Origin of the sequence: Streptomyces sp. NPDC058008 (assembly GCF_042886395.1) — a bacterium.
In the GTDB taxonomy this organism is placed as follows: domain Bacteria; phylum Actinomycetota; class Actinomycetes; order Streptomycetales; family Streptomycetaceae; genus Streptomyces.
Window position 1 is genome coordinate 1 of sequence record NZ_JBHVQX010000017.1, and the last position, 21353, is coordinate 21353.

At 74.2% G+C, this 21353-nt stretch carries 18 protein-coding genes; 9 read left to right on the forward strand and 9 right to left on the reverse strand.

Going from position 1 to position 21353, the window contains the following annotated elements:
• Positions 1 to 790 (reverse strand): GntR family transcriptional regulator (locus tag ACFVS9_RS18565; RefSeq protein WP_389933619.1); only part of this gene is annotated, 790 nt, incomplete at its 3' end.
• Between the two features lie 169 nt (positions 791 to 959).
• Between ACFVS9_RS18565 and ACFVS9_RS18570 the strand changes: the two genes are divergently transcribed.
• The 7 genes from ACFVS9_RS18570 to ACFVS9_RS18600 all read left to right on the forward strand — a co-directional run bounded on the left by ACFVS9_RS18570 (position 960) and on the right by ACFVS9_RS18600 (position 8305).
• The gene (locus ACFVS9_RS18570) at positions 960 to 1973 is read left to right on the forward strand and encodes a BMP family protein (protein ID WP_383113672.1); all 1014 of its coding nucleotides are present in this window, start codon (positions 960 to 962) and stop codon (positions 1971 to 1973) included.
• Positions 1970 to 3646 (forward strand): ABC transporter ATP-binding protein, encoded by a 1677-nt coding sequence (locus tag ACFVS9_RS18575; protein ID WP_389933623.1) that lies wholly within the window; start codon positions 1970 to 1972, stop codon positions 3644 to 3646. The genes ACFVS9_RS18570 and ACFVS9_RS18575 overlap by 4 nt, the downstream gene beginning before the upstream one ends.
• Before the next feature lie 167 nt (positions 3647 to 3813).
• Positions 3814 to 4926: an ABC transporter permease gene (locus ACFVS9_RS18580; RefSeq protein ID WP_389933625.1), complete on the forward strand. Its 1113-nt coding sequence runs from the start codon at positions 3814 to 3816 to the stop codon at positions 4924 to 4926.
• Positions 4923 to 5846, forward strand: coding sequence for an ABC transporter permease (locus ACFVS9_RS18585; RefSeq protein WP_383113669.1), 924 nt, complete (start codon positions 4923 to 4925; stop codon positions 5844 to 5846). Before ACFVS9_RS18580 ends, ACFVS9_RS18585 begins: the two co-directional genes overlap by 4 nt.
• A 35-nt stretch (positions 5847 to 5881) precedes the next feature.
• A complete protein-coding gene (locus ACFVS9_RS18590; protein ID WP_389933628.1) occupies positions 5882 to 6877 on the forward strand; it encodes an ornithine cyclodeaminase family protein in 996 nt (331 codons plus the stop codon).
• A 70-nt stretch (positions 6878 to 6947) separates the two neighbouring features.
• Complete coding sequence (locus ACFVS9_RS18595) at positions 6948 to 7457, forward strand: YbaK/EbsC family protein (protein ID WP_383113667.1); 510 nt, start codon at positions 6948 to 6950, stop codon at positions 7455 to 7457.
• On the forward strand, positions 7454 to 8305 hold the full coding sequence (locus ACFVS9_RS18600; protein WP_383113666.1) for an EamA family transporter: 852 nt from the start codon (positions 7454 to 7456) through the stop codon (positions 8303 to 8305). The genes ACFVS9_RS18595 and ACFVS9_RS18600 overlap by 4 nt, the downstream gene beginning before the upstream one ends.
• Positions 8306 to 8315: 10 nt before the next feature.
• Here ACFVS9_RS18600 and ACFVS9_RS18605 read toward each other — a convergent pair whose 3' ends face one another.
• The 6 genes from ACFVS9_RS18605 to ACFVS9_RS18630 all read right to left on the reverse strand — a co-directional run bounded on the left by ACFVS9_RS18605 (position 8316) and on the right by ACFVS9_RS18630 (position 13997).
• The gene (locus tag ACFVS9_RS18605) at positions 8316 to 8921 is read right to left on the reverse strand and encodes a hypothetical protein (protein WP_389933632.1); all 606 of its coding nucleotides are present in this window, start codon (positions 8919 to 8921) and stop codon (positions 8316 to 8318) included.
• Positions 8922 to 9391: 470 nt separating this feature from the next.
• Positions 9392 to 10183 carry an SDR family NAD(P)-dependent oxidoreductase gene (locus tag ACFVS9_RS18610; RefSeq protein WP_389933635.1) on the reverse strand — a complete coding sequence of 264 codons (792 nt, stop codon included), beginning with the start codon at positions 10181 to 10183 and terminating at the stop codon, positions 9392 to 9394.
• A complete protein-coding gene (locus ACFVS9_RS18615) occupies positions 10180 to 11340 on the reverse strand; it encodes a serine hydrolase domain-containing protein (RefSeq protein ID WP_383113677.1) in 1161 nt (386 codons plus the stop codon). Before ACFVS9_RS18615 ends, ACFVS9_RS18610 begins: the two co-directional genes overlap by 4 nt.
• A gap of 77 nt (positions 11341 to 11417) precedes the next feature.
• Positions 11418 to 12188: an energy-coupling factor ABC transporter ATP-binding protein gene (locus ACFVS9_RS18620; RefSeq protein WP_383113663.1), complete on the reverse strand. Its 771-nt coding sequence runs from the start codon at positions 12186 to 12188 to the stop codon at positions 11418 to 11420.
• A complete protein-coding gene (gene cbiQ / locus ACFVS9_RS18625) occupies positions 12185 to 12946 on the reverse strand; it encodes a cobalt ECF transporter T component CbiQ (RefSeq protein ID WP_389933638.1) in 762 nt (253 codons plus the stop codon). The genes ACFVS9_RS18620 and cbiQ overlap by 4 nt, the downstream gene beginning before the upstream one ends.
• 1 nt (position 12947) lies before the next feature.
• Entirely contained in the window at positions 12948 to 13997 is a 1050-nt protein-coding gene (locus ACFVS9_RS18630; protein ID WP_389933641.1) for an energy-coupling factor ABC transporter permease, read from the reverse strand.
• A 177-nt stretch (positions 13998 to 14174) separates the two neighbouring features.
• Here ACFVS9_RS18630 and ACFVS9_RS18635 point away from each other — a divergent pair, with 177 nt between their 5' ends.
• Entirely contained in the window at positions 14175 to 14543 is a 369-nt protein-coding gene (locus ACFVS9_RS18635) for an SsgA family sporulation/cell division regulator (RefSeq protein ID WP_383113660.1), read from the forward strand.
• A 150-nt stretch (positions 14544 to 14693) separates the two neighbouring features.
• Here ACFVS9_RS18635 and ACFVS9_RS18640 read toward each other — a convergent pair whose 3' ends face one another.
• Both ACFVS9_RS18640 and ACFVS9_RS18645 read right to left on the reverse strand, forming a co-directional pair.
• On the reverse strand, positions 14694 to 16907 hold the full coding sequence (locus ACFVS9_RS18640; RefSeq protein WP_383113659.1) for an MMPL family transporter: 2214 nt from the start codon (positions 16905 to 16907) through the stop codon (positions 14694 to 14696).
• 130 nt (positions 16908 to 17037) lie between these two features.
• Positions 17038 to 17610, reverse strand: coding sequence for a TetR/AcrR family transcriptional regulator (locus ACFVS9_RS18645; protein ID WP_389933644.1), 573 nt, complete (start codon positions 17608 to 17610; stop codon positions 17038 to 17040).
• A 178-nt stretch (positions 17611 to 17788) separates the two neighbouring features.
• Between ACFVS9_RS18645 and ACFVS9_RS18650 the strand changes: the two genes are divergently transcribed.
• Positions 17789 to 21253 (forward strand): S41 family peptidase, encoded by a 3465-nt coding sequence (locus ACFVS9_RS18650; RefSeq protein WP_389933647.1) that lies wholly within the window; start codon positions 17789 to 17791, stop codon positions 21251 to 21253.
• Positions 21254 to 21353 lie beyond the last annotated feature (100 nt).

Below are 21353 nucleotides of genomic sequence, written 5' to 3' on the forward strand. Positions count from 1 at the left end.
GCCCGGTGTCCCTCCCGGCCGGGGGGGGGCGGGCGGCGGCCCCCCCCCGGCCCCCGGCCGGCTTGTGGCCGTCGCCCCGGCCCCGCCGGCGGCGCGCGGCGACCGCCTCGGGGTCGATGTCGGGGCGGGACCACCGCTCCGCGAGCGCGAGACTGGTGGCGCGGCCGTCCGCCACGTGCTCGTGCGCCAGGCGGGCCGCGCGGTCGGCGTCCCGCGCGGCGATGGCCTCGTACATGCGCGCGTGTTCCGCGCACTGCCGGGCCGGGTCCCGCTGGGCCGTCAGCCGGAACAGCCAGTGCATGCGCGCCTCCAGGGGCCGCATCACACCGCTGAGCAGCGCGTTGGCCGCGAGGTCGACGATGTCGCTGTGGAAGGCCGCGTTGGCCGCCGCGATGGCGGCGCGGTCGTGCGCGAGGGTCGCGGCGCGGGCGGCCTCCAGACCGGCCGCCAGACGGGCCAGCCCGTCCGCGTCCGCCCGCTCCGCCGCCAGGCGCGCCGCGAGGGACTCCAGCGACTCCCGTACGTCGAAGAGGTCGCGCACGTCGCCGGGCGTGAACGGCGCGACCAGTGCGCCCCGGTGCGGCACCAGCAGCACGAGCCCGTCGGCCGCCAGGAGCCGCAGCGCCTCCCGCAGCGGGATGCGCGAGACCTCCAGCTCCCTGGCCAGGTCGCGCTCCACGAGCCTTTCCCCGGGCTGGAGTTCGACCTCGATGATGCGCCGCCGCAAGGTCTCGTACGCGAGGTCGCGCAGCGAGGGGCGTCCCGCGTCGGACGGTCGGGCTGCTGTCACCAAGGCTTTCCTCCGGTGTCGGGGCGGTCCCACCGTATGCGGATCGCGCGGCCGGTCCGCCACTGCTAACCGCTCGCTAACACGGCGGCAACATACGACCCGGAAACTGGGGCGCCATAGCGGTATACCACTAACCGGCTCGCGGGCCCCGTTTCCTGGAGGCATCCCAGTGGCACCATCCCGACCCCTCCCCACTCCCGTCGCCGTCGCCGCGTCCGTGGTGTCGGGGCTGCTCCTGCTGACGGCCTGCGGCGGGTCGTCCGCGGCCGACGGCGGGAAGGACGACGGCACGCTCAAGGTCGGCGTCCTGTTCCCCGGTTCGCTCTCCGACGACGGCTTCATGGGCTCCGCGTACCTCGGTTACCAGCGGGCGGCGGAGGAGCACGCCGGCGCGGTGGAGTTCAGCAAGGTCGAACAGGTGGCGACCGCGGACTACGAGAAGGCCCTGGTCCGCTTCGCCACCACCTCCGACCTGGTGATCTCCATCGGCGGCCAGACCGACGCCGATGTCCGCAACGTCGCGGCGCGCTTCCCTCAGGTGAAGTTCGCCGAGATCGGCGGCCCGGCCGACGGCAAGCCCCTCGCGAACCTCTCGCTGTACGACCCGCAGCAGGCCGAGGCGGCGTTCCTCTCCGGGGCAGCGTCCGCGCTCCTCTCGAAGAGCGGGAAGGTCGGCTTCATCGGCGGCGCGGAACTCCCGGCGATCGTGAACGCCGCCGAGGAGTACGGCCGGGGCGCCGCGGCGGCCGACCCGGCCGTGAAGGTCCTCGCGCCGCAGTACGTCGGCGACTTCAACGACGTCGCCAAGGCCAAGCAGTCCGCGCTCGCCGACTTCGGCGCCGGTGCGGACGTCCTGGGCCAGGTACTCAACCTCGGCCACAAGGGGGTCGCGCAGGCGGCAGGGCAGCGCGACGGAGCGCTCATCGGCGGCCCGATCGCCCACGGGTGCGGGAGCGACCCGGCGTACGCCGGATACGTGGAGACGGACATCGGCGCGGAGATCGAGTACGCGGTGGACCACCTGGTCGCCGGCGACTGGAAGGCCGAAGCCGTCCACTTCGGCCTGACCTTCGAGGATCCGCAGAACGACATCGTGCTCTGCGACACCGCCGACCCGTCGGTGGGCGGGAAGCTCGACGAGCTGAAGCGGAAGATCGCGTCCGGCGGGATCACCACCCGATGACCACGTCCGCTCCCGCGCTGGAGATCACCGGACTCACCAAGTCCTTCGGCACGATGCGGGCCCTGGACGGCGTGGACCTCCTCGTCCGATCCGGCACCGTCCACTGCGTGCTCGGGGAGAACGGCGCGGGCAAGTCGACCCTGTGCCACGTCGTGGGCGGCTCGCTGGTCCCGGACGGGGGCAGCCTGCGCCTCTACGGGGCGCCCTACGCGCCCCGCCGGCCCGCCGACGCGCTCGCCGCCGGGATCGCCATGGTCCACCAGCACTTCAGCCTCGTACCCACCCTGACCGTGGGCGAGAACATGCGCCTGCTGCGCCTGCGGGACCTGCCGGGGCGGGTGGCACGGGTGCGCGAGGAGTACGGGCTCGCACTCGACCTCGACGCCCGGGTGGCGGACCTGCCCGTGGGCGTGCGCCAGCGCGTCGAGATCGTCAAGGCGCTGCTGCGGGAGCCCCGGCTGCTCGTCCTGGACGAACCGACGGGCGTCCTCGGCCCGGCCGAGACGGACGCCCTGCTGGAGACCTGCCGCCGGATCGCCGGATCGGGCCGGGCCGTGGTCCTGGTGACGCACAAGCTCGGCGAGGTGGCGCGGGCCGGTGACGAGGCGACCGTGCTGCGCGCGGGACGGGTCTCCGGGGGCGGGCCGCTGTCCGGACTCCCGCCGGAGCGGCTGGTGCCACTGATGATCGGCCGGCCGGCGGGCTCGCTGGACGCGGGGCTCGCCGGGACGATCGGGCTGGCCTCCGAGGGTGAGCCCCCGGAGCCCGGGACACCCGGCGCACCGCCCGGGACCCCCGGCCGCGCCGAGGCGCGGACCGCGCACGGGCCCGCCGGTCCCACGGGATCGGGCCGTGCGGCCCGGGACCGCACGGCGGCGGCGCTGCGCCTGCGTGACGTCGGTGTGCGGCGCGCCGACGGGACCTCCGCGCTGGACGGGGTCAGCCTGGACGTCGGGTTCGGGGAGATCGTGGGGATCGCCGGGGTCGAGGGCAACGGCCAGAGCGAACTCATGGCGCTGCTCGGCGGCTCGGCCGCGCCCGGCACCGGGCGCGTGGAGCTCGACGGGCGGGACCTCACGGGGGCGGGGCCGCGCGAGCGGAGCCGGGCGGGACTGGGTGTGGTGCCCGAGGACCGGCTCCACGAGGGGTGCGTGCCGCAACTGCGGGTCTCCGACAACCTGTTCCTCGGCCGGCTCGACCGGTTCCGCCGCTACGGGGTGTTCCTCGACCGGCGGGCCATGGGCCGTGCGGCGGACGAGGTGCTCACCGGGCACGGCATCCGGGCGGACGGGCCGGGGGCCCTGATGTCGTCCCTGTCCGGAGGGAACCAGCAGAAGGTCGTACTGGCCCGCGAGCTGGCGCTCGACCCGCTGGTCTGCCTGGCCGCGGCCCAGCCCACCCGCGGCCTGGACATCGGAGCGGTGGGCGCCGTGCACGCCCGGATCCGTGCCGCCGCCGCCGCGGGGACGGGTGTGCTGGTGGTCTCCAGCGAACTGTCCGAACTCCTCGCCCTGTGCGACCGGATCGTCGTGGCCTACCGGGGGAAGCTGCTGGGCCCCGTCGATCCGGCGGAGCCGGACGCCCGGGACCGGATCGGGGCCCTGATGCTCGGGGCGGACGCCTCGGGATCCGACGGGCGGAACACGGCCCGCACGGCCGGAGCCGCGCGCTGAACCACCGCTCCACAGCGCCCGCCCGGGCCGGAACCGCCGCCCCCGTGGACGGAGTCGCGCCCCCGCCCGGCCCGTACGTCCGGCCCACCCCTACGCAGCCCCCGTGCCCCGGCCGCCGCCGCCCCGGGCCGGGACGCGCGACCCACGACACATCCCGAGGAGCCACCATGCCGCCCCCACCGCCTGCCCTGCCCGCCCCCGTCCCCGTCCTCCGCGCGGCGGGCGCCCGCATCGCCCCGGCCCTCGGGCACCCCGTCGCCGTCGGCGTCCTGGCGGTCGTCCTCGCGGGCGCGGTCGGCCTGGGCCTCGTGAAGGGCGCCGGTACGGAACCGGGGACCGCCTGGGACGCACTCGTCGAGGGCATGTTCGGGTCGCCGTACGCCGTCGGGAGCTCACTGAACTCGGCGGCGGTGCTGGCCCTCATCGCCACCGGATTCACCGTCGCGCACCGCGCGGGACTCGTGAACGTGGGCGGCGAGGGACAGCTGTGCGCCGGCGGGCTGGCCGGGGCGGCCGTGGGGACGGCGCTGCCCGCCGGTGTCCCGGCGGCGCTCGGTGTGCCGCTGGTCCTCGTCGCGGGGTGCGCGGCGGGCGGAGCCTGGGCCGGGATCGCCGGGCTGCTCCGGGCGAAGAGGGGCACCAGCGAGGTCATCACCACGCTGCTGCTGAACTTCACCGGCGTGGGGCTGGTCTCGGTGGCCGTCCACGAGGAGGCGCTGCTGCGCCAGCCCGTGACCTCGTCCGAGACGCTGCCGCAGTCCGCGCCGCTCCCCGAAGGGGCCCGGCTGCCGCTGATCGGCGGCATCGAGTCCCCCGCGACCGCGATCGTCCTCATCGCGGCCGTCGCGGCCGTGGTCACCGGGGTGGTGCTGCGCCGCACCGCCGTCGGTCTGCGGCTGCGCTCCGTCGGCCACTCCCCCGCCGCCTCGGCCCGGCTCGGACTTCCCGTGACACGCCTGGAGACGGGCAGCCTGGCCTTCGCCGGCGCCGCCGCGGGCCTCGCGGGCGCCTCGCTCGTCGCCATCGCCCCCTACGTGCTGGCCGAGCACTTCTCCTCGGGTTACGGCTTCTCCGGGCTCGTGGTCGGTCTGCTGGCACGCGGCTCGCTGACCGCCGTGGCCGCGGTGTCGCTCCTCTTCGGCTTCCTCACCAACGGCGGCATCAGCCTCCAGCTCGCGGCCGGGGTCCCCGCCTCCTCCGTACAGATCGTGCAGAGCCTGCTCGTCCTGTTCGTCGCCGCGGCCATGTTCGGAACCACACGCAACGGGAGGGCCTCATGAGCGCGGTCGTGGAGGAACTCGTCTCCGGCGGGGTGCGGCTGGCCGTGCCGCTCCTGCTCGCCTCCTCGGGGGAACTGCTCAGCGAACGCGCCGGCGTACTCAACCTGTCCGTCGAGGGCATGATGCTGACCGGCGCCTTCGCGGGCGCGGCGGGCGCGCTGGCCTCGGGGAGCGCCGGCGTCGGGGTGCTGGCGGCGCTGGCCGCCGGCCTGCTCTTCGCGGCCCTCCAGGCCCTGCTCAGTGTCGTCCTGCGCGCGGACCAGATCGTCACCGGCATCACCGCCAACGCCCTCGCCCTGGGCGCGACGACGTACGGCTCCCGCGTCCTGTCCGGCAACGGGGCGGCGGACTCCGTGCCCGGATTCGACCCGGTCGCCGTGCCCGTCCTGCACAGCGTCCCCGTGCTGGGACCGGCCCTCTTCGAGCAGACCGCCCTCGGCTACGCCGCCTTCGCCGTCGCCGCCGTCCTGGCCCTCGTCTTCAGCCGGCGCACGGGGTGGGGCCTGGCGGTCGACGCGATCGGGGAGGACGCGACCACCGCCGACCGCTGCGGGCTCCCGGTGCGCGCCGTCCGCTTCGCGGCCGTGCTGCTCACCGGGGCCGTCTCCGGCCTGGCGGGCGCGCAGCTGGCCCTGTCGGAGGTGCACGCCTTCAGCGACAACATCACGGGCGGCATCGGCTACCTCGCGGTCGTCGCCGTGATCGCGGGGCGCTGGCGGGCCTGGCCCACGATCGCGGCCTGCCTGTTCTTCGGGGTGGCGCAGGCACTCCAGTTCGCGGCACCCGCGCTCGGCCTGCACCTGTCCGCGCCGCTGCTGACGACCCTGCCGTACGTCATCGCGCTGCTGGCGGTGAGCGGACTGGTCGGCCGCAGCCGGGCGCCCTCGGGGCTGACCGTCCCCTTCCTGCGCGGCACCTGACCGGCGCCGGACACCTCCGACCAAGGACACACGACATGACGCTGATCCTGACCCGCTCCGACATCGCCGCACTGCTCGTGGACGCACGGGAGGACGTCGAGAGGGCGGTGGAGCGCTGCCACCTGGATCTGGCACTGGGCAGGGCCGTTCTCCCGGCGCCCCCGGCGATGCCGCTGCCGGGGTCCGACGGGGCCTTCCTCGCGATGGCCGCGGCGTCCGCCCCGGCCGGGCTCGCCACCGTGAAGCTGCTGGCCGACCTTCCCGCCAACCGTGAACGGGGCCTGCCCGTCCAGCGGTCGGCCGTCCTCGCCGTGTCCGCGGACACCGGCGCGTGCGAGGCGCTGCTCGACGGGGCCGAGGTGACCCGGGCGAGGACCGCAGCCGCCACCGCCGTCGCCACCCGCGCCCTCGCCCGGCAGGACGCGCGCGTCCTGGGGCTCGTCGGGACGGGCCCGCTGGCCCGCGCCCACGCCCGCGCCCTGCTGCCGGGCCGCGGCTACGAACGGATCGTGCTGTGGGGGCGCGACCGCGGCCGGAGCCTGGAGCTCGCCGCGTGGATCACGGCGGAGCTCGGCGTGGCGGCGACCGCGCTGGCCGGGCCGCGCGAGGTGACCGAGGCGTCCGACGTCCTCTGCACGCTGACACCGTCGAGGGAGCCGCTGATCCGGGGCGCGTGGCTGACGCCCGGCCAGCACGTCAACGCCGTCGGCGCCCCGCCGCGCCCCGACCACCGGGAGATCGACACGGAGGGCGTCGTCCGCTGCCGGATCGTCGTCGACGCCTGGACGACGGCCCGCGCGAAGTCCGGCGAGGTGCTGATACCGCTCGCCGAGGGCGCGCTCGGCGAGGACGACTTCCGCCGCGAGCTGGGCGACGTCCTCGCGGGCGCCGCACCCGGCCGGACCTCGGACAGCGATCTCACACTCTTCAACTCGGTGGGCGTCGGCCTCCAGGACCTGGCCGTGGCACGACTGCTGATCGACGCCGCCCGCACCCGGGGCGCCGGTACCCGGATCGACCTGGCCGGCTGAGAGCGGCCCGGGGTGCCGTCCCGGCAATTCATGTGGTGTACACACGCCTCGGTTCAGTAGCGTGCGGGGCATGAGCACTCCCGACGCGACCCCCGACGCCGCCCCGGCCCTCGCCCACCCCCTCTTCGCCGAAGCCCTGCGGGAGCTGGGTCTCGACGTCGAGGTACGCCGCTTCCCGGACGCCACCCGCACCGCGGCCGAGGCCGCCGCGGCGATCGGCTGCGAACTGAGCCAGATCGTCAAGTCCCTGATCTTCGCGGCGGACGGGGTCCCCGTCCTGGTCCTGATGGACGGCTCCTCGCGGGTCGACGTGGAGCTCGTACGGAGAGAGCTCGGCGCCGCGAAGGTCGAGCGGGCGCGGGCCGACCTCGTCCGGGCGACCACGGGATACGCGATCGGCGGTGTGCCGCCCTTCGGCCACCGGACGAAGACCCGTGTGCTGGCCGACCGGGGCCTGCTCGCCCACCCCGAGGTGTGGGCGGCGGCGGGGCACCCGCACGCCGTCTTCCGGCTCGCCCCCGCCACCCTGGTCGAACTGGCGGGCGGCGCCCTGGTGGACGTGCGCGAGCGGACCGCGTGACCCCGCTGGTGGTGGCGGCCGTCCTGGCCGCCGCCGTCACGCACGCGAGCTGGAACGCCATCGCCCACGCCCTGCGTGACCAGTTGCTGTCCTTCACCCTGATCTCGGGCGGCGGGGCGCTGATAGGAGCCGTCCTCGCCTGCCTCGCGCCGCTCCCGGCGGCCGGTGCCTGGCCGTATCTGCTCGTCTCCGCGGGCCTGCACGTGGCGTACATGCTGCTGCTGATGCGTTCGTTCACACTGGGCGACTTCGGCCAGATGTATCCGATCGCCCGGGGCACGGCACCGCTCGTGGTGACCGTGCTGGCCGCCGTGTTCGTCGGTGAGGTGCCGGACGGCTGGGCGACCGCGGGGGTGGCGGTGGCCTCGGCGGGGCTCGTCGGGCTGGCGCTGTGGGGCATCCGGGGTTCCGGCGGCCGCCCGCACCCGCCCGCGCTCCTGGCGGCCCTCGCCACGGGGCTCGCCATCGCCGGGTACACCACGGTCGACGGGGTCGGGGTACGCGCGTCGGGCACGCCCGTCGGCTACATCGGGTGGCTCATGATCGCGCAGGGCCTCGTCATCCCGGCGTACGCCTACGGGCGCAGGCGGGGCGCGCTGGTGCCCCAGCTCAAGCCGTTCATGGCGCGGGGCCTCCTGGGCGCGGCCCTGTCGGTCGCCGCCTACGGACTCGTCCTGTGGGCGCAGACCAGGGCCCCGCTCGCCCCGGTCGCCGCGCTGCGCGAGTCCTCGATCATCGTGGGTGCCGCGATAGGGACCCTGTTCTTCAAGGAGAGGTTCGGCGGCCCGCGGATCGCGGCCGCCGGGCTGATGGTGGTCGGCATCGGGCTGATGCTGCACACCGGTTGAGCGGGCCGGCTCAGAACTTGCCGTACTGCTCCTCGGTACGGTGCCCCAGCCGGGCGCGGAACTCCGCGAGGAAGCGGAGGGAGAGCGGGGGCCAGCCCCAGAAGTCGAAGGCGAGCGCCCCGAGGTCGAAGCCGAGGCCGAAGTCCCACTCGGTGACCGGCACATGGACGCCGCAGGCGGGGCAGGGCACCTCGCCCCGCCCCGTCTCCTTCCACGCCTCGATGCCGTCGTTGAACGGCTGCCAGACCTCGTCGTCCGCCGTGAACCGTTCCGGGTGGTCGATGACGACGGTGCGGGCCGAACAGCGCGGGCAGGTCACCGCGTCCGCCGCGTACTCGCCCTGGCCGCCGACGTGCTGGTCGCGTCCGACGAGGACCGCCACGGGCCCCGGGATCCACGACGGGTCGGAGGCGTCGGCGACCGCCCGCGCCCAGCCGGGCCCCGGGACGTGCCCGACGTCGACGGGAAGGCTGTACACCGCGTCCCCGGTCGTCTCCCGCGTGATGACGCCCTCGGCGACCATCCAGTCGACCATCCGCGCGGCGAGCGGCCCGGCCTCCTCGCCGGTCACCTCGAGATCCACGACGCGCTCGAAGAAGTCACCCACGGGTGCCACCCATGCCTCTCGTCAACTGCTTCCGGACGACGGCGCATCACTGTGCCACAGGGGTACGACAGCCGACGGCGGGCGCGGCGCACGCGGGGCCCGGTGAGCTCGCGGACCCCGGCGGCCTTCGCGGCGTGCGCCCCCTTCGGCTTCTCCGGTCCGGCCCCGGTCATGTCCTTCCGGGTGGCCGTCCCCGCCGCGAACCCCGTCCCCAGGGGCCCGGCTCCGGTCGCGCACTCCCCGTCCGCCCGCGCGGTGCGCGCCCCGCGCCGGCGGCCCCGTCCCGGAAGCGCTCGTCCCCGAAGGCCGCCATCGATCGGGACAGGTGCACCCCCGGCCGGACCACCGGCGGACGGCCTCCCGCGCCCGGGGCTCCTCGGCGGATTCCCGGTGGCTGCGGGCGGCGTTCCCGCTCGCGGCCTCCGCACCGGCCCGGACCCGGGGAGCCCGCGGGCCCGCCCGGTCCCGTCCGGTCCGTCCTACGCGTCCTCACCCGTCATCGCCCTGCGGAAGCCCGTGTTGACGCCGAGGAGCCCGCCGTCCACCCGCAGGGTCGTCCCGGTGATCCAGGCGGCGTCCCGGGAGGCGAGGAAGGCGACGGCGGACGCGATGTCCTCGGGTTCGCCGATCCGGCCGAGCGGGTAGAGGGCGCTCGCCCGCGCCAGCTGGGCGTCGCGTCCCGCCCAGCCCTCCGTACGGATCGTGCCGGGGGCGACGAGGTTGACGCGGACACCGCGCGGGCCCGCGTGACCGGCGAGCGTACGGGTCAGGCTGGCCAGGCCCGCCTTCGCGGCGCTGTAGGCGTGGCCGCCGAAGTCCTGCTCGCCGTTGACCGAGCCGATGTTGACGACGGCGCCCCTGCCGGACGCCACCAGGTGCGGCAGTGCGGCGCGCGAGCAGCGGTAGGGGCCGCTCAGGGTGATGTCGAGGGTGCGGGCCCAGGGCTCGTCCTCCTCGTCCTCGAAGAGCGCGGCGTCGTCGTGGTTGCCGTAGGCGTTGTTGACCAGGACGTCGAGCCGGCCGAACACGGCGACCGCGTGGGCCACCGCGGCGTCGACGGCCGCCCGGTCACCCACGTCGCAGGCCAGGGATCCGGCGGTGCCGCCCGCCTCGCGTATCCCCGCCGCCGTGCGTTCGGCGCGCCCGGGGTCCAGGTCGGTGACCAGGACGGCCGCGCCCTCGGAGGCGAGCCTGCGGGCGGTGGCCGCCCCGATGCCCTGTCCCGCGCCGGTGAGAAGTGCGGCGTACCCGTCGAAGCGAGGAGGAGTCATAGCGCCAACCGTACTGCTCTGACCAGGGCTTGGGCACGGGGATCGGCGGTGACCCCCTTCTGCAGGCCGTTGGTGACGTAGCCGAGCGCGATGCCCGATCCGGGGTCGGCGAAGCCCAGCGAACCGCCGCGTCCGGGGTGCCCGAAGGACCCGGGGCCGAGCAGCGGCGCGGACGGGCCGTGCAGCATGTAGCCCAGTCCGAAACGGGTGTTGACGACCAGCACCCGGTCCGGTCCCGCGGACTCCTCGGTGCGGGCCAGCGTGAGGGTGGCGGGGGCGAACAGCCGCTGCCCGTCGACCTCCCCGATCATCGCGGCGTAGCAGCGGGCGAGTCCCCGCGCGGTGGCGACGCCGTTGGACGCGGGGAGTTCGGCGGCCCGGTAGGCCGGGTCGTTCTCGTCGGGGAAGGGGTCGATCGCCCCGAAGGCGCGGCGGGTGAGCGAGGACGGGTCGCCGTAGGCCTCGACGACGGAGCGCTTGGGGCGCATCCGCAGGGTGCCGCCCGCCTCGGCCGGAGGGGGTTCGACGGGGCCGATCCGCCCGATGCGGTGCGCCTCGTCCGCCGGGAGCCCGAACCAGAAGTCCAGGCCGAGCGGGCGGGCGATCTCCTCGGCGACCCAGCGGCCTATGGTCCGCCCGGTGACTCGGCGCACCAGCTCCGCGACGAGCCAGCTGTAGGTCTGGGCGTGGTACCCGTGGTCGGTGCCGGGTTCCCACTGCGGCCGCTGTCCGGCGACGGCGCGCGGCCCCGACACCTGGTCCACGGCCTCCTCGGGCGTCAGCGTCGTGTCGAGGGCGGCCAGCCCGGCCCGGTGGGCGAGGAGGTGGCGTACGAGGACGCGCTCCTTGCCGTTCGCCTTGAACTCCGGCCAGTAGGTGCCGACCGGGGCGTCCAGGTCGACCTGCCCGCGCTGGTGCAGCAGCAGCGGCACGGCGGCGGCGACGCCCTTCCCGGCCGAGCGGACGACCTGCACGGTGTCCACGGCCCAGGGTTCGGCTCCGTCGACGTCCCTCGTGCCGGCCCACAGGTCCACGACCTTGCGCCCGTGACGGTAGAGGGCGACGGCCGCTCCCCGTTCACCGCGCTGTTCGAAGTTCCGGACGAAGGCGTCGCGTACCGCCTCGAATCCCGGTGCCACCGTGCCCCGTACGTCCACGCCTGCTCCCGCGCTCCCGCTCATCCCCCCATGGTGCATCGCGCCGCGGGCGGAACGGGTGGCGGGTCACCCCCTGTTCACGGACGCGGAACGGACACGGAACGCGGATCGAAGCCGAAGGGCAGCTCCAGCCGGTGCCCGCGCATGAGCGCGTCGTCGCACAGCAGGTCCTGGGTCCGGTCGTCGGCGGCGATCACCCCGTCGCTGAGGATGACGGCGCGGGGGCAGAGTTCGAGGGCGTACGGCAGGTCGTGGGTGACCATCAGGACGGTGACGTCCAGGGACCGCAGGATGTCGGCGAGTTCGCGCCGGGAGGCCGGGTCCAGGTTGGAGGAGGGCTCGTCCAGGACGAGGATCTCGGGCTCCATGGCGAGGACCGTGGCGACGGCGACGCGGCGGCGCTGGCCGAAGGACAGGTGGTGCGGGGGCCGTGCCGCGTAGTCCCGCATGCCGACGCGGGTGAGCGCGGTCATGACCCGTTCCTCCAGCTCGGGTCCGCGCAGTCCCGCCGCGGCCGGGCCGAAGGCGACGTCCTCGCGGACGGTCGGCATGAACAGCTGGTCGTCCGGGTCCTGGAAGACGATGCCGACGCGGCGCCTGATCTCCGCGAGGTTCCGTTTCTCCACGGGCAGCCCGGCGACCCGTACGGTGCCGGCGCCCGCGTCGAGGATGCCGTTGAGGTGGAGGACCAGGGTGGTCTTGCCCGCGCCGTTGGGTCCGAGGAGCGCCACGCGTTCGCCCCGGGCGACGGTCAGGTCGACACCGAAGAGGGCCTGGTGGCCGTCGGGGTAGGCGTAGGCGAGTCCGCTGACCTCGAGGGACGGCGCGGGGGTGGTGGGCAGGCTCATACGGTCCATCCCAGCAGACACACGGCGAGGGCGAGCACGGGGAGTGCGGCGGCGTGCGCCCACTGGGTCCGGGAGGCCGTCGCCTCGTCGGTCACCGGCATGGTGCCGGTGTACCCGCGGCTGACCATCGCGAGGTGGACGCGTTCGCCGCGCTCGTAGGACCGGATGAACAGGGCTCCCGCCGTCCTGGCGAGGGCGCCCCAGTGCCGTACCCCGCGGGCCTCGAAGCCACGGGAGCGCCGGGCGACCGACATGCGGCGCAGCTCGTCGGTGATGACGTCGCCGTAGCGGATCATGAAGGACGCGATCTGGACGAGCAGGGGCGGCATCCGCAGCCGCTGGAGGCCGAGCAGCAGGGAGCGCAGTTCGGTGGTCGAGGCCAGGATCACCGAGGCGGCCACCCCGAGGGTGCCCTTCGCGAGGACGTTCCAGGCGCCCCAGAGGCCGGGGACGCTGACGGACACGCCGAGCAGCTCGGTCCGCTCGCCGGGCACGACGAACGGCATGAGCACGGCGAAGGCGACGAACGGCACCTCGATGGCCAGGCGCCGCAGCAGGAACCCGGGCGGGATCCGGGCCACCGCGGCGACGGCGGCCAGCAGCAGGGCGTACGCCGCGAAGGCCCAGACGGCCTCGCGCGGGGTGGAGACGACGACCACGACGAAGCAGAGGACGGCGGCGAGCTTGCAGTGCGGCGGGAGCCCGTGGACGGGCGAGTGCCCGTGCCGGTAGAGCTTGTGCGCGTGACCGGCGCCCATGTCAGACGGACTCAGCGGTGCGGGCCTCGGGGGCCTCGGGCGTACGGCGGCGGCGTACCGCCCAGAACACCCCGCTGCCGACGGCGACGGTGACGCCCACGCCGATCACCCCGGCGAGGCCTCCCGACAGGCGGGCGTCGCCGACGTCCTTGACCCCGTAGTCGGCGAGCGGGGAGTCGGCGGCGCCGTGCTCCTGGACCTTCTCGTCGATGCCCTTGTCGGCGGCGACCTTCTCCAGGCCGTCGGGGTTCGCGGACGCGTAGAAGGAGACGAAGCCCGCGAGGACGAGGGCGGCGGCCAGGCCGGTGGCCCACACCGTGCGGGTGGAACGGGCCGCGGCCGGGGCGGCCTGCGTCGCGGGGACGTCCACGAGGGCGCCGTCGACACGGAGCTTCAGCGGGGCGGCGAGCCCGCGGGCCCCGTGCACCAGGTCGGGGCGCACCGCGATCACGGCGCCGACGGTCAGCGCGGTGATCGCCGCCTCCCCGACGCCGATCAGGACGTGGACGCCGACCATCGCGGTGAGGACCTTGCCCACGGGCACGTCGGTGGTCCCGCCGACGGCGTAGATCGCGGTGAACGCGACGGCGGCGGCCGGCACGGAGAGCAGCGCGGCCACGAAGGCCGCGACGGTCGTCGAGCGGCGGGTGCGGGGCAGCACACGGGCCAGCCCGCGGAAGACGGCGTAGGCGACGACGGTGGTGACCACCCCCATCACGGTGATGTTCACGCCCAGCGCGGTGAGGCCGCCGTCGGCGAAGAGGATGCCCTGCATCAGCAGGACGACCGCGAGGCAGAGGACACCCGTCCAGGGCCCGACGAGGATCGCGGCCAGCGCCCCGCCCAGGAGGTGCCCGCTGGTGCCCGCGGCGACCGGGAAGTTCAGCATCTGCACGGCGAAGACGAACGCGGCGACCAGCCCCGCCAGGGGGGCCGTCCTCTCGTCCAGTTCGCGCCGTGCGCCGCGCAGGGCCACGGCGACCGCGCCTGCGGCGACGACACCCGCGACGGCGGAGACGGGTGCGTCGATGAAACCGTCGGGTACATGCATGGAGTGGCTCCGCTTCGGGCGCTGCTGCTGGCGGGGTCGGGAAACGCTCCATGATAGAGCCCTCTTGCGAACTGTTCGCAAGAGCGCAGAGATGACAACTAGACCAACCCCCGACATGCCCAAATGCGAAAATATGGGACATTAGGGGAAGAGATTGTCCCACAGGAGGAGCCGGCCATGTCTCTCGTGATCCAGGAACACGCCCGAGCCCGGCTCATCACCGACGGCCCCGATCCCCGGCCCGTCCCCGTGGAACTGCGCTGCGACCCCGAGGACCCGCGGACCGTCCACGTCCGGCTCCCCCAAGGCGCCGACTGGGCCTTCGGCCTCGACCTCCTGGAACGCGGGCTGCGCTCCCCCGCCGCCCGCGGCGACATCCGCGTATGGCCGTGCGGCCGTGCCCAGCTGGTCCTGGAACTGCACGCGCCGGACGGCGTCGCCGTCCTCCAGTTCGACAAGGCGCCCCTCATCCGCTTCCTGTCACGGATCCCCGCCACGAAGGCGAAGCCCCCGGCGGCCACCGCCCCCACCGCCACCCGCGCCTGAACAGGAGGAGAGCCCCCGCGCCGCGTGCGCGGGGGCTCTCCCCCTGCCCCGGTCCCCCGTCCCCACAGGTAACCGGCGCTCCGGGGTCCGCTGTCCGCTCATCCGCCCGGAGAGCGGACCCCGGGGCTCGTGCGGCTCACACCCGCGCGGTCACGCGCGGGCCAGCTCCCGCTCCCCGCCGCCGTCGGCCGGGCCGTCGGAGAGCTCCTTGCGCAGCCCCTCCCCCTCGACGTCCACGTTGGGCAGCACACGGTCCAGCCAGCGCGGCAGCCACCAGGCGCGCCTGCCGAGCAGGGCGAGCACCGCCGGCACGATGGCCATCCGGACCACGAAGGCGTCGAAGAAGACGGCGATGGCCAGCGAGAAGCCGATCATCTTGACCATCGACTCGCTGGAGCCGATGAAGCCCGCGAAGACGGCCATCATGATCACCGCGGCCGCCGTGACCACCCGGGCGCCGTGCCGGAACCCGGTGACGATCGCCTGGCCGGGCGTCTCCCCGTGGACGTACGCCTCACGCATGCGCGTGACCAGGAAGACCTCGTAGTCCATCGCCAGGCCGAAGACCACGCCGACCATGAAGATCGGCATCATGCTCATGATCGGACCGGTCTGCTCGACCCCGAAGAGCGAGGCGAGCCAGCCCCACTGGAAGACCGCGACGACCGCGCCCAGGGCCGCGACGACCGAGAGCAGGAAGCCGAGGGCCGCCTTCAGCGGCACCAGCAGCGAACGGAAGACCACCATCAGGAGCAGGAAGGCCAGGCCGACGACGAGCGCCAGGTAGGGCAGCAGCGCGGCGTTCATCTTCTCCGAGAAGTCGATGTTCATCGCCGTGGCACCGGTGACCAGCACCTCGGCGCCGGTGTCGCCCTTGATGCCGGCGCCCGCGTCACGGATGGCGTGGACGACGTTCTCCGTCTCGGTGGAGCTCGGCCGGTCCTGCGGGATGACCGTGATGGTCGCGGCGTCGCCGGCCTTGTTGAAGGCGGCCGGGGTGACGGCGGCGACGTGGCCGATGCCCTCGATCTCCTGGGAGACGCGGTCGACGGCGGCCTTGCCGTCCGAGCTGTTCTTCGTGTCCACGACGACCAGCAGCGGACCGTTGAACCCGGGGCCGAAACCGTCGGACAGCAGGTCGTAGGCCTGGCGCTGCGTGGTGCTCCTGGGCTGCGAGCCGTCGTCCGGCAGTCCCATCTCCAGCGAGGCGGCCGGTACGGCGACGGCACCGAGGCCGATGACCCCGGCCAGCAGCACCCACACCGGCTTGCGCAGCACGAACCGCGCCCAGCGGGTGCCCATGTTGGGCTTGGCCTCCGGGTCGTTCTCCGCCTCGGCGGCCTTGCGCGCCTTGCGCCCCATGACCCGCTTGCCCGCGAAGCCCAGCAGGGCCGGGACGAGCGTGAGCGCGATGAGCACGGCGATGGCGACGGTGCCCGCGGCGGCGAAGCCCATCTTCGACAGCATCGGGATGTTGACGACCGCGAGGCCCACCAGCGCGATGACCACGGTCAGGCCCGCGAAGACGACCGCGGATCCGGCCGTGCCGACGGCCCGGCCGGCGGCTTCCTCGCGTTCCCGGCCCTCGGCCAGTTCGGCGCGGTAGCGGGAGACGATGAAGAGCGCGTAGTCGATGCCGACCGCGAGGCCGATCATCATCGCGAGCGTCGAGGTGGTGGAGCCGAGGTCGAGCACGTTCGCCAGGGCGGTGATCAGCGAGACGCCGATCCCGACGCCGATGAGCGCGGTGAGCAGCGGCAGCCCCGCCGCTATCAGCGACCCGAAGGTGATCACCAGCACCACCGCGGCGACGGCGACCCCGATGATCTCGGTCGCGCCGGTCTCCGGCATCACCTGGAGCGCGTCACCACCGATCTCCACGGTCATCCCGCTGCTCCGCGCGGCCTCGCCCGCGTCCTCCAGCGCCTCCCGCGTCGCGTCGGTCAGCTCCATCGAGCTGACCTTGTAGGAGACGGAGATGTACGCCGTGGAGCCGTTCTCGCTGACGGCCTCGGCCTCGAAGGGGTCGGCGACCGAGGCGATCTGGTCCGAACCGGACTTCAGCTCGCCGACGATGTCCTTGATCTCGGCCTTGTTCGCCGAGGCGGTGACCTTCTCGCCCTCGGGGGCCTTGAAGACGACCCGGGCGGTCGCGCCGTCGGCGCTGCCTCCGGGGAAACGTTCGTCCAGCAGGTCGAAGGCCCGCTGGGCCTCCGTACCGGGGATCGAGAAGGAGCTGGAGGTGGCGGTGGACGCGGAGGCCGCGCCGAATCCGGCGAGCGCCAGCAGCGCGACCCAGACGAGGGCGACGTAACGGCGACGCCGGAAGGCGATCCGTCCTAGTTTGTACAGGAATGTGGCCACGGAGGGGTTACTCCCGGTCAGGTCGTTGTGTGGATGAGGGCGTGAGGAACCAGCCCGACGACGAGAGCGGCGTGTCAGGTGGAGCGGGGAGAGATGTCCTGCTGGAGGAGAACGGAGATACGGGGGACGGTCAGACGCCGAGGGCGGGGAACACCACGGCGTCCGCGTAGTCGAGAAGGAATGCCTGGTCGACGGTCCGGTCCTCGACCAGCTCACGAGCGGCGAAGGCACCGATCATCATGTGCGGAAGGTAGGACAGCGCCGGATTGTCCGGACGCACTTCCCCCCGGTCCACGGCTCTCTGGAGCATCAGCCCGATACCGGTGAGTTCCGGCTCGATCAGCAGCTCGCGCAGCGCCTGGAAGAGGTCGGGGTTGTTGTGGACCGCCTGGCCGAGCCCCCGCAGCAGTGCGGAGTTCTTCTCCATCTGGCAGTCGTCGGTCCGCTGGAGCACGGCGTGGAAATCGCCGCGCAGCGAACCGGTGTCGATCTCGTCGAGCCGCACCGGCTTGTTGTGCCGGAGCGATTTGACGACCAGCTCGGCCTTGCTCCCCCACTGGCGGTAGAGGGTGGCCTTGCTGGAACGGGTACGGGCGGCAACGGCGTCCATGGTCAGGGCTTCATAGCCGACCTCGCCGAGCAGGTCGAGCACGGCCGCGTACAGCTCGCTCTCGCGTTCGGGCGTGAGCCGGCTGCGTGCCATGGGTCGACCTCCTCTTGATTGCGCCTGCTGGATGGTACGCCAGTCGAAGATCAACTAGCGGAACGAAACTGTTTCGTACACTTCGAAGGTACTCCCCTCTCCTAGCGAAACGGGACAGTTTCGCTTGTGTCCTGCACCACAAGTTGCCGCGTGCCCTTCACGCGGAAAGCATTGGAGGGTGAGTGACGACGTCGCGTATCTCCGTTTCCCGCACCTCCACAAGGACTTGCTCTGCTTCGCGGCCGAGGACGACCTCTGGGTCTCCCCCCTCGCCCCGGCCGGGCAGCGGCCAGGCCGGGCCTGGCGGCTGACCGTCGACCGGACCCGGGTCGACCATCCGCGCTTCTCGCCCGACGGCAGCCGCATCGCCTACACGACCTGGCGCACGCTCGACCCGGAGATCCATCTCGCCCCCGTGGACGGCGGGCCCGCCCGCAGGCTCACCTACTGGGGCTCCACGGACGCCCGGGTCTGCGGCTGGAGCCCCGATCCCGGGGACGCGTCGCAGATCCTCGCCGTCTCCTCGCACAACGAGCCGTTCTCGTACTTCTCGTGGGCGTACAGCGTCCCCACCGACGGCGGTCCCGGCGGCAAGCTCCCCTGGGGGCCCGTCTCCGACATCGCGGTCGCCGACATCGACGGCGAACGGCGCACGCTGCTGCTCACCGGCAAGCCCCCGCACGAGCCGGCCGCCTGGAAGCGGTACCGGGGCGGGGCCACCGGCCGGCTGTGGCTGCACGGCGAACGGCTGCTGCCGGACATCGGCGGGCACCTGGACGCGCCGATGTTCGTCGGGCGCCGGATCGCCTTCCTCTCCGACCACGAGGGGGTCGGCAACCTGTACTCCTGCCTGGCGGACGGCAGCGACCTGCGCCGGCACACGGACCACGACGCGTTCTACGCCCGGCACGCCTCCAGCGACGGCACCAGGGTGGTCTACCAGTGCGGCGGCGACCTGTGGCTGGTCGAGGACCTGGAGGCGCCGGACGCCGTGCCCCGGAAGCTGGAGGTGCGCCTCGGCGGCCCGCGGACGGGCCGCCGCACGTACCAGGTGCCCGCGTCCAGCCACGTCGACGCGCTGGCCGTCGACGAGACCGGGCGGGCGAGCGCCGTCTCCGTACGCGGCAGCCTGTACTGGCTGACCCACCGCGACGGACCCGCCCGCACGATCGCCGACACCCCGGGGGTGCGGGTCCGGCTGCCCGAGATGCTCGGCAGCAGCGGGCGGGTCGCCTACGTCACGGACGCGGAGGGCGAGGACGCGGTCGAGATCTCCTCCCTCCCCCGCGCCAGCGGCGACCGCCCGCCCCGCCGCCTGGCCGCCGGCCGGCTCGGCAGGGTCCACGAGCTGGTCTCCGACCCGGAGGGCGAACGGCTGGCGATCGCCTCGAACGACGGCCGGCTGCTGCTGCTGGACACCACGGAGGACGCCGGACCGGTCCTGGACCTCCTGGGCCCGGACGGGGACCCCCCGGACGCGCCCGTACCGGCCGAGGGGCGGGACGAGGGCGTGGCCCCGCCGAGGACGGTCGCCCCGCTGGAGGTCCTCACCCGGACCGACGGCTCCGGCGACGGCGCCCCGGACGGCGCGCCCCCCGGTGACGGCCCCCCGGACGACGGGCTCACCGAACTCATCCGCTCCGTGAACGGTCCGGTCCGCGATCTGGCGTTCTCCCCGGACGGCCACTGGCTGACCTGGTCGCACCCCGGCGTCGGCCGGTCGCTGCGGCAGATCAAGCTGGCCCGGATCACCGGACCCGACGCCCCGGTGATGGTGGACGTCACCAACGGCCGCTTCGAGGACGAGAACCCCGTCTTCACGGGCGACGGCCGCTATCTCGCCTTCCTCTCCTGGCGCGGCTTCGACCCCGTGTACGACGTCCACACCGGCGACCTCTCCTTCCCCCTGGGCTGCCGCCCGTACCTGGTCCCCCTCTCCTCGGCCACCCCCTCCCCCTTCGCCCTGCTCCCGGACGGCAGGCCTGCGGCGGGCGGCCTGGACCCGGTGGACGTCCCCGAGGGCCCGGTCGAGGGGCCGACGGTCATCGTGGAGTTCGAGGGCCTGGAGAGCAGGGTCACCCCGTTCCCCGTCTCCGCGTCGAAGTACTCCGCGCTCCAGCCGGTCAGCGGCGGCGGACTCGTCTGGCTGCGCTGGCCGATCTCCGGCGCGCTGGGCGAGACCTTCGCGAACCCGGCGGACATGTCGGGCCGCCCCACCCTGGAGCACTTCAACATCGCCAAGGCCCGCAGGACCGAACTGGTCGGCCACCTGGACTGGTTCGCGGTCAGCGGGGACGCGACCCGGCTGGTCGTGATGGACGACGGCGAGCTGCGCGCCGTACCGTCCGACGCGCCCGGCGACAACGACACCACGGTCTACCTCGACCTGCGCCGGATCCTGCACGACGTCGACCCCGCGGCCGAATGGCGCCAGGCGTACGAGGAGGCGGGGCGCGTGGCCCGGTCCTACTTCTGGGAACCGGACATGTGCGGCATCGACTGGGACGGGGTGCTGGACCAGTACCGCCCGCTCGTCGAACGGGTCGCGTCCCCCGACGAGTTCGCCGATCTCCTGCGGGAGGTCCTCGGCGAACTGGGCACCTCCCACGCGTACGTCTCGCCCGCCCGCCGCAACGAGGGCCCGCCGCACTACCAGCGGGCGATCGGGCTGCTGGGCGCCAACCTCGTGTGCCGGGACGGCGACTGGACGGTGCGGCGCGTCCTGCCCGGCGACTCCTCCGACTCCAAGGCCCGCTCACCGCTGGCCGGCACGGGCATCCGGGAGGGGGCCGTCCTCACCCACGTCGACGGCCGGCCGGTCGATCCGGTGGCGGGCCCGTACCCGCTGCTGACGGCGGCGGGCGGCACCACGGTGGAGCTGACGTTCCGCCCGGCGGGGGGCGAGTGCGGCGGCCGGTCCCGCCGCATCGCGATCGTCCCCCTCGTCGACGAACGTCCGCTGCGCTACCAGGACTGGGTGGCCAAACGCCGCGAGGTCGTCCGGGAGTTGAGCCACGGCAGGTGCGGCTACCTGCACATCCCCGACATGGGCGGCTCCGGCTGGGCGCAGTTCAACCGCGACCTGCGCCTGGAGGTGTCACGCCCGGCGCTGATCGTGGACGTACGCGGCAACGCGGGCGGCCACATCAGCGAGCTGGTCGTCGAGAAGCTCACCCGCACGATCCTCGGCTGGGACCTGACCCGCAACGCCCAGGCGGTCTCGTACGCGTCCAACGCGCCCCGCGGACCGGTCGTCGCCCTCGCCGACGAGGCCACCTCCTCCGACGGGGACATGATCACGGCGGCGTTCCGGCTGCTGAAGCTGGGGCCGGTGGTGGGACAGCGCACCTGGGGAGGCGTGGTCGGGATGACCGGCCGGCACCGGCTCGGCGACGGCACGGTGATCACGGTGCCGATGAACGCGGCCTGGTTCGACACGTACGGCTGGTCCGTCGAGAACCACGGCGTCGAGCCCGACCTGGAGGCGCTGCGCACCCCGCTGGACTGGGCGGAGGGCCGGCACGCGGTGCTGGACGACGCCGTCAGGGTGGCCCTGGACCTCCTGGCCGCCCATCCGGCGGCGACACCTCCCACCTACGGCACGGCCCCGGACCTGCGCCGCCCCCCGCTCCCCCCGAGGTGACCCCGGCCGGGCCCGGCACCTCCGGCCCCTGCGGGGTCCGGGGGGCCGGGCCCCGCACGCGCGGGGGCGTACCGTCACCGGCCGGGGCGGGCCCGCACGC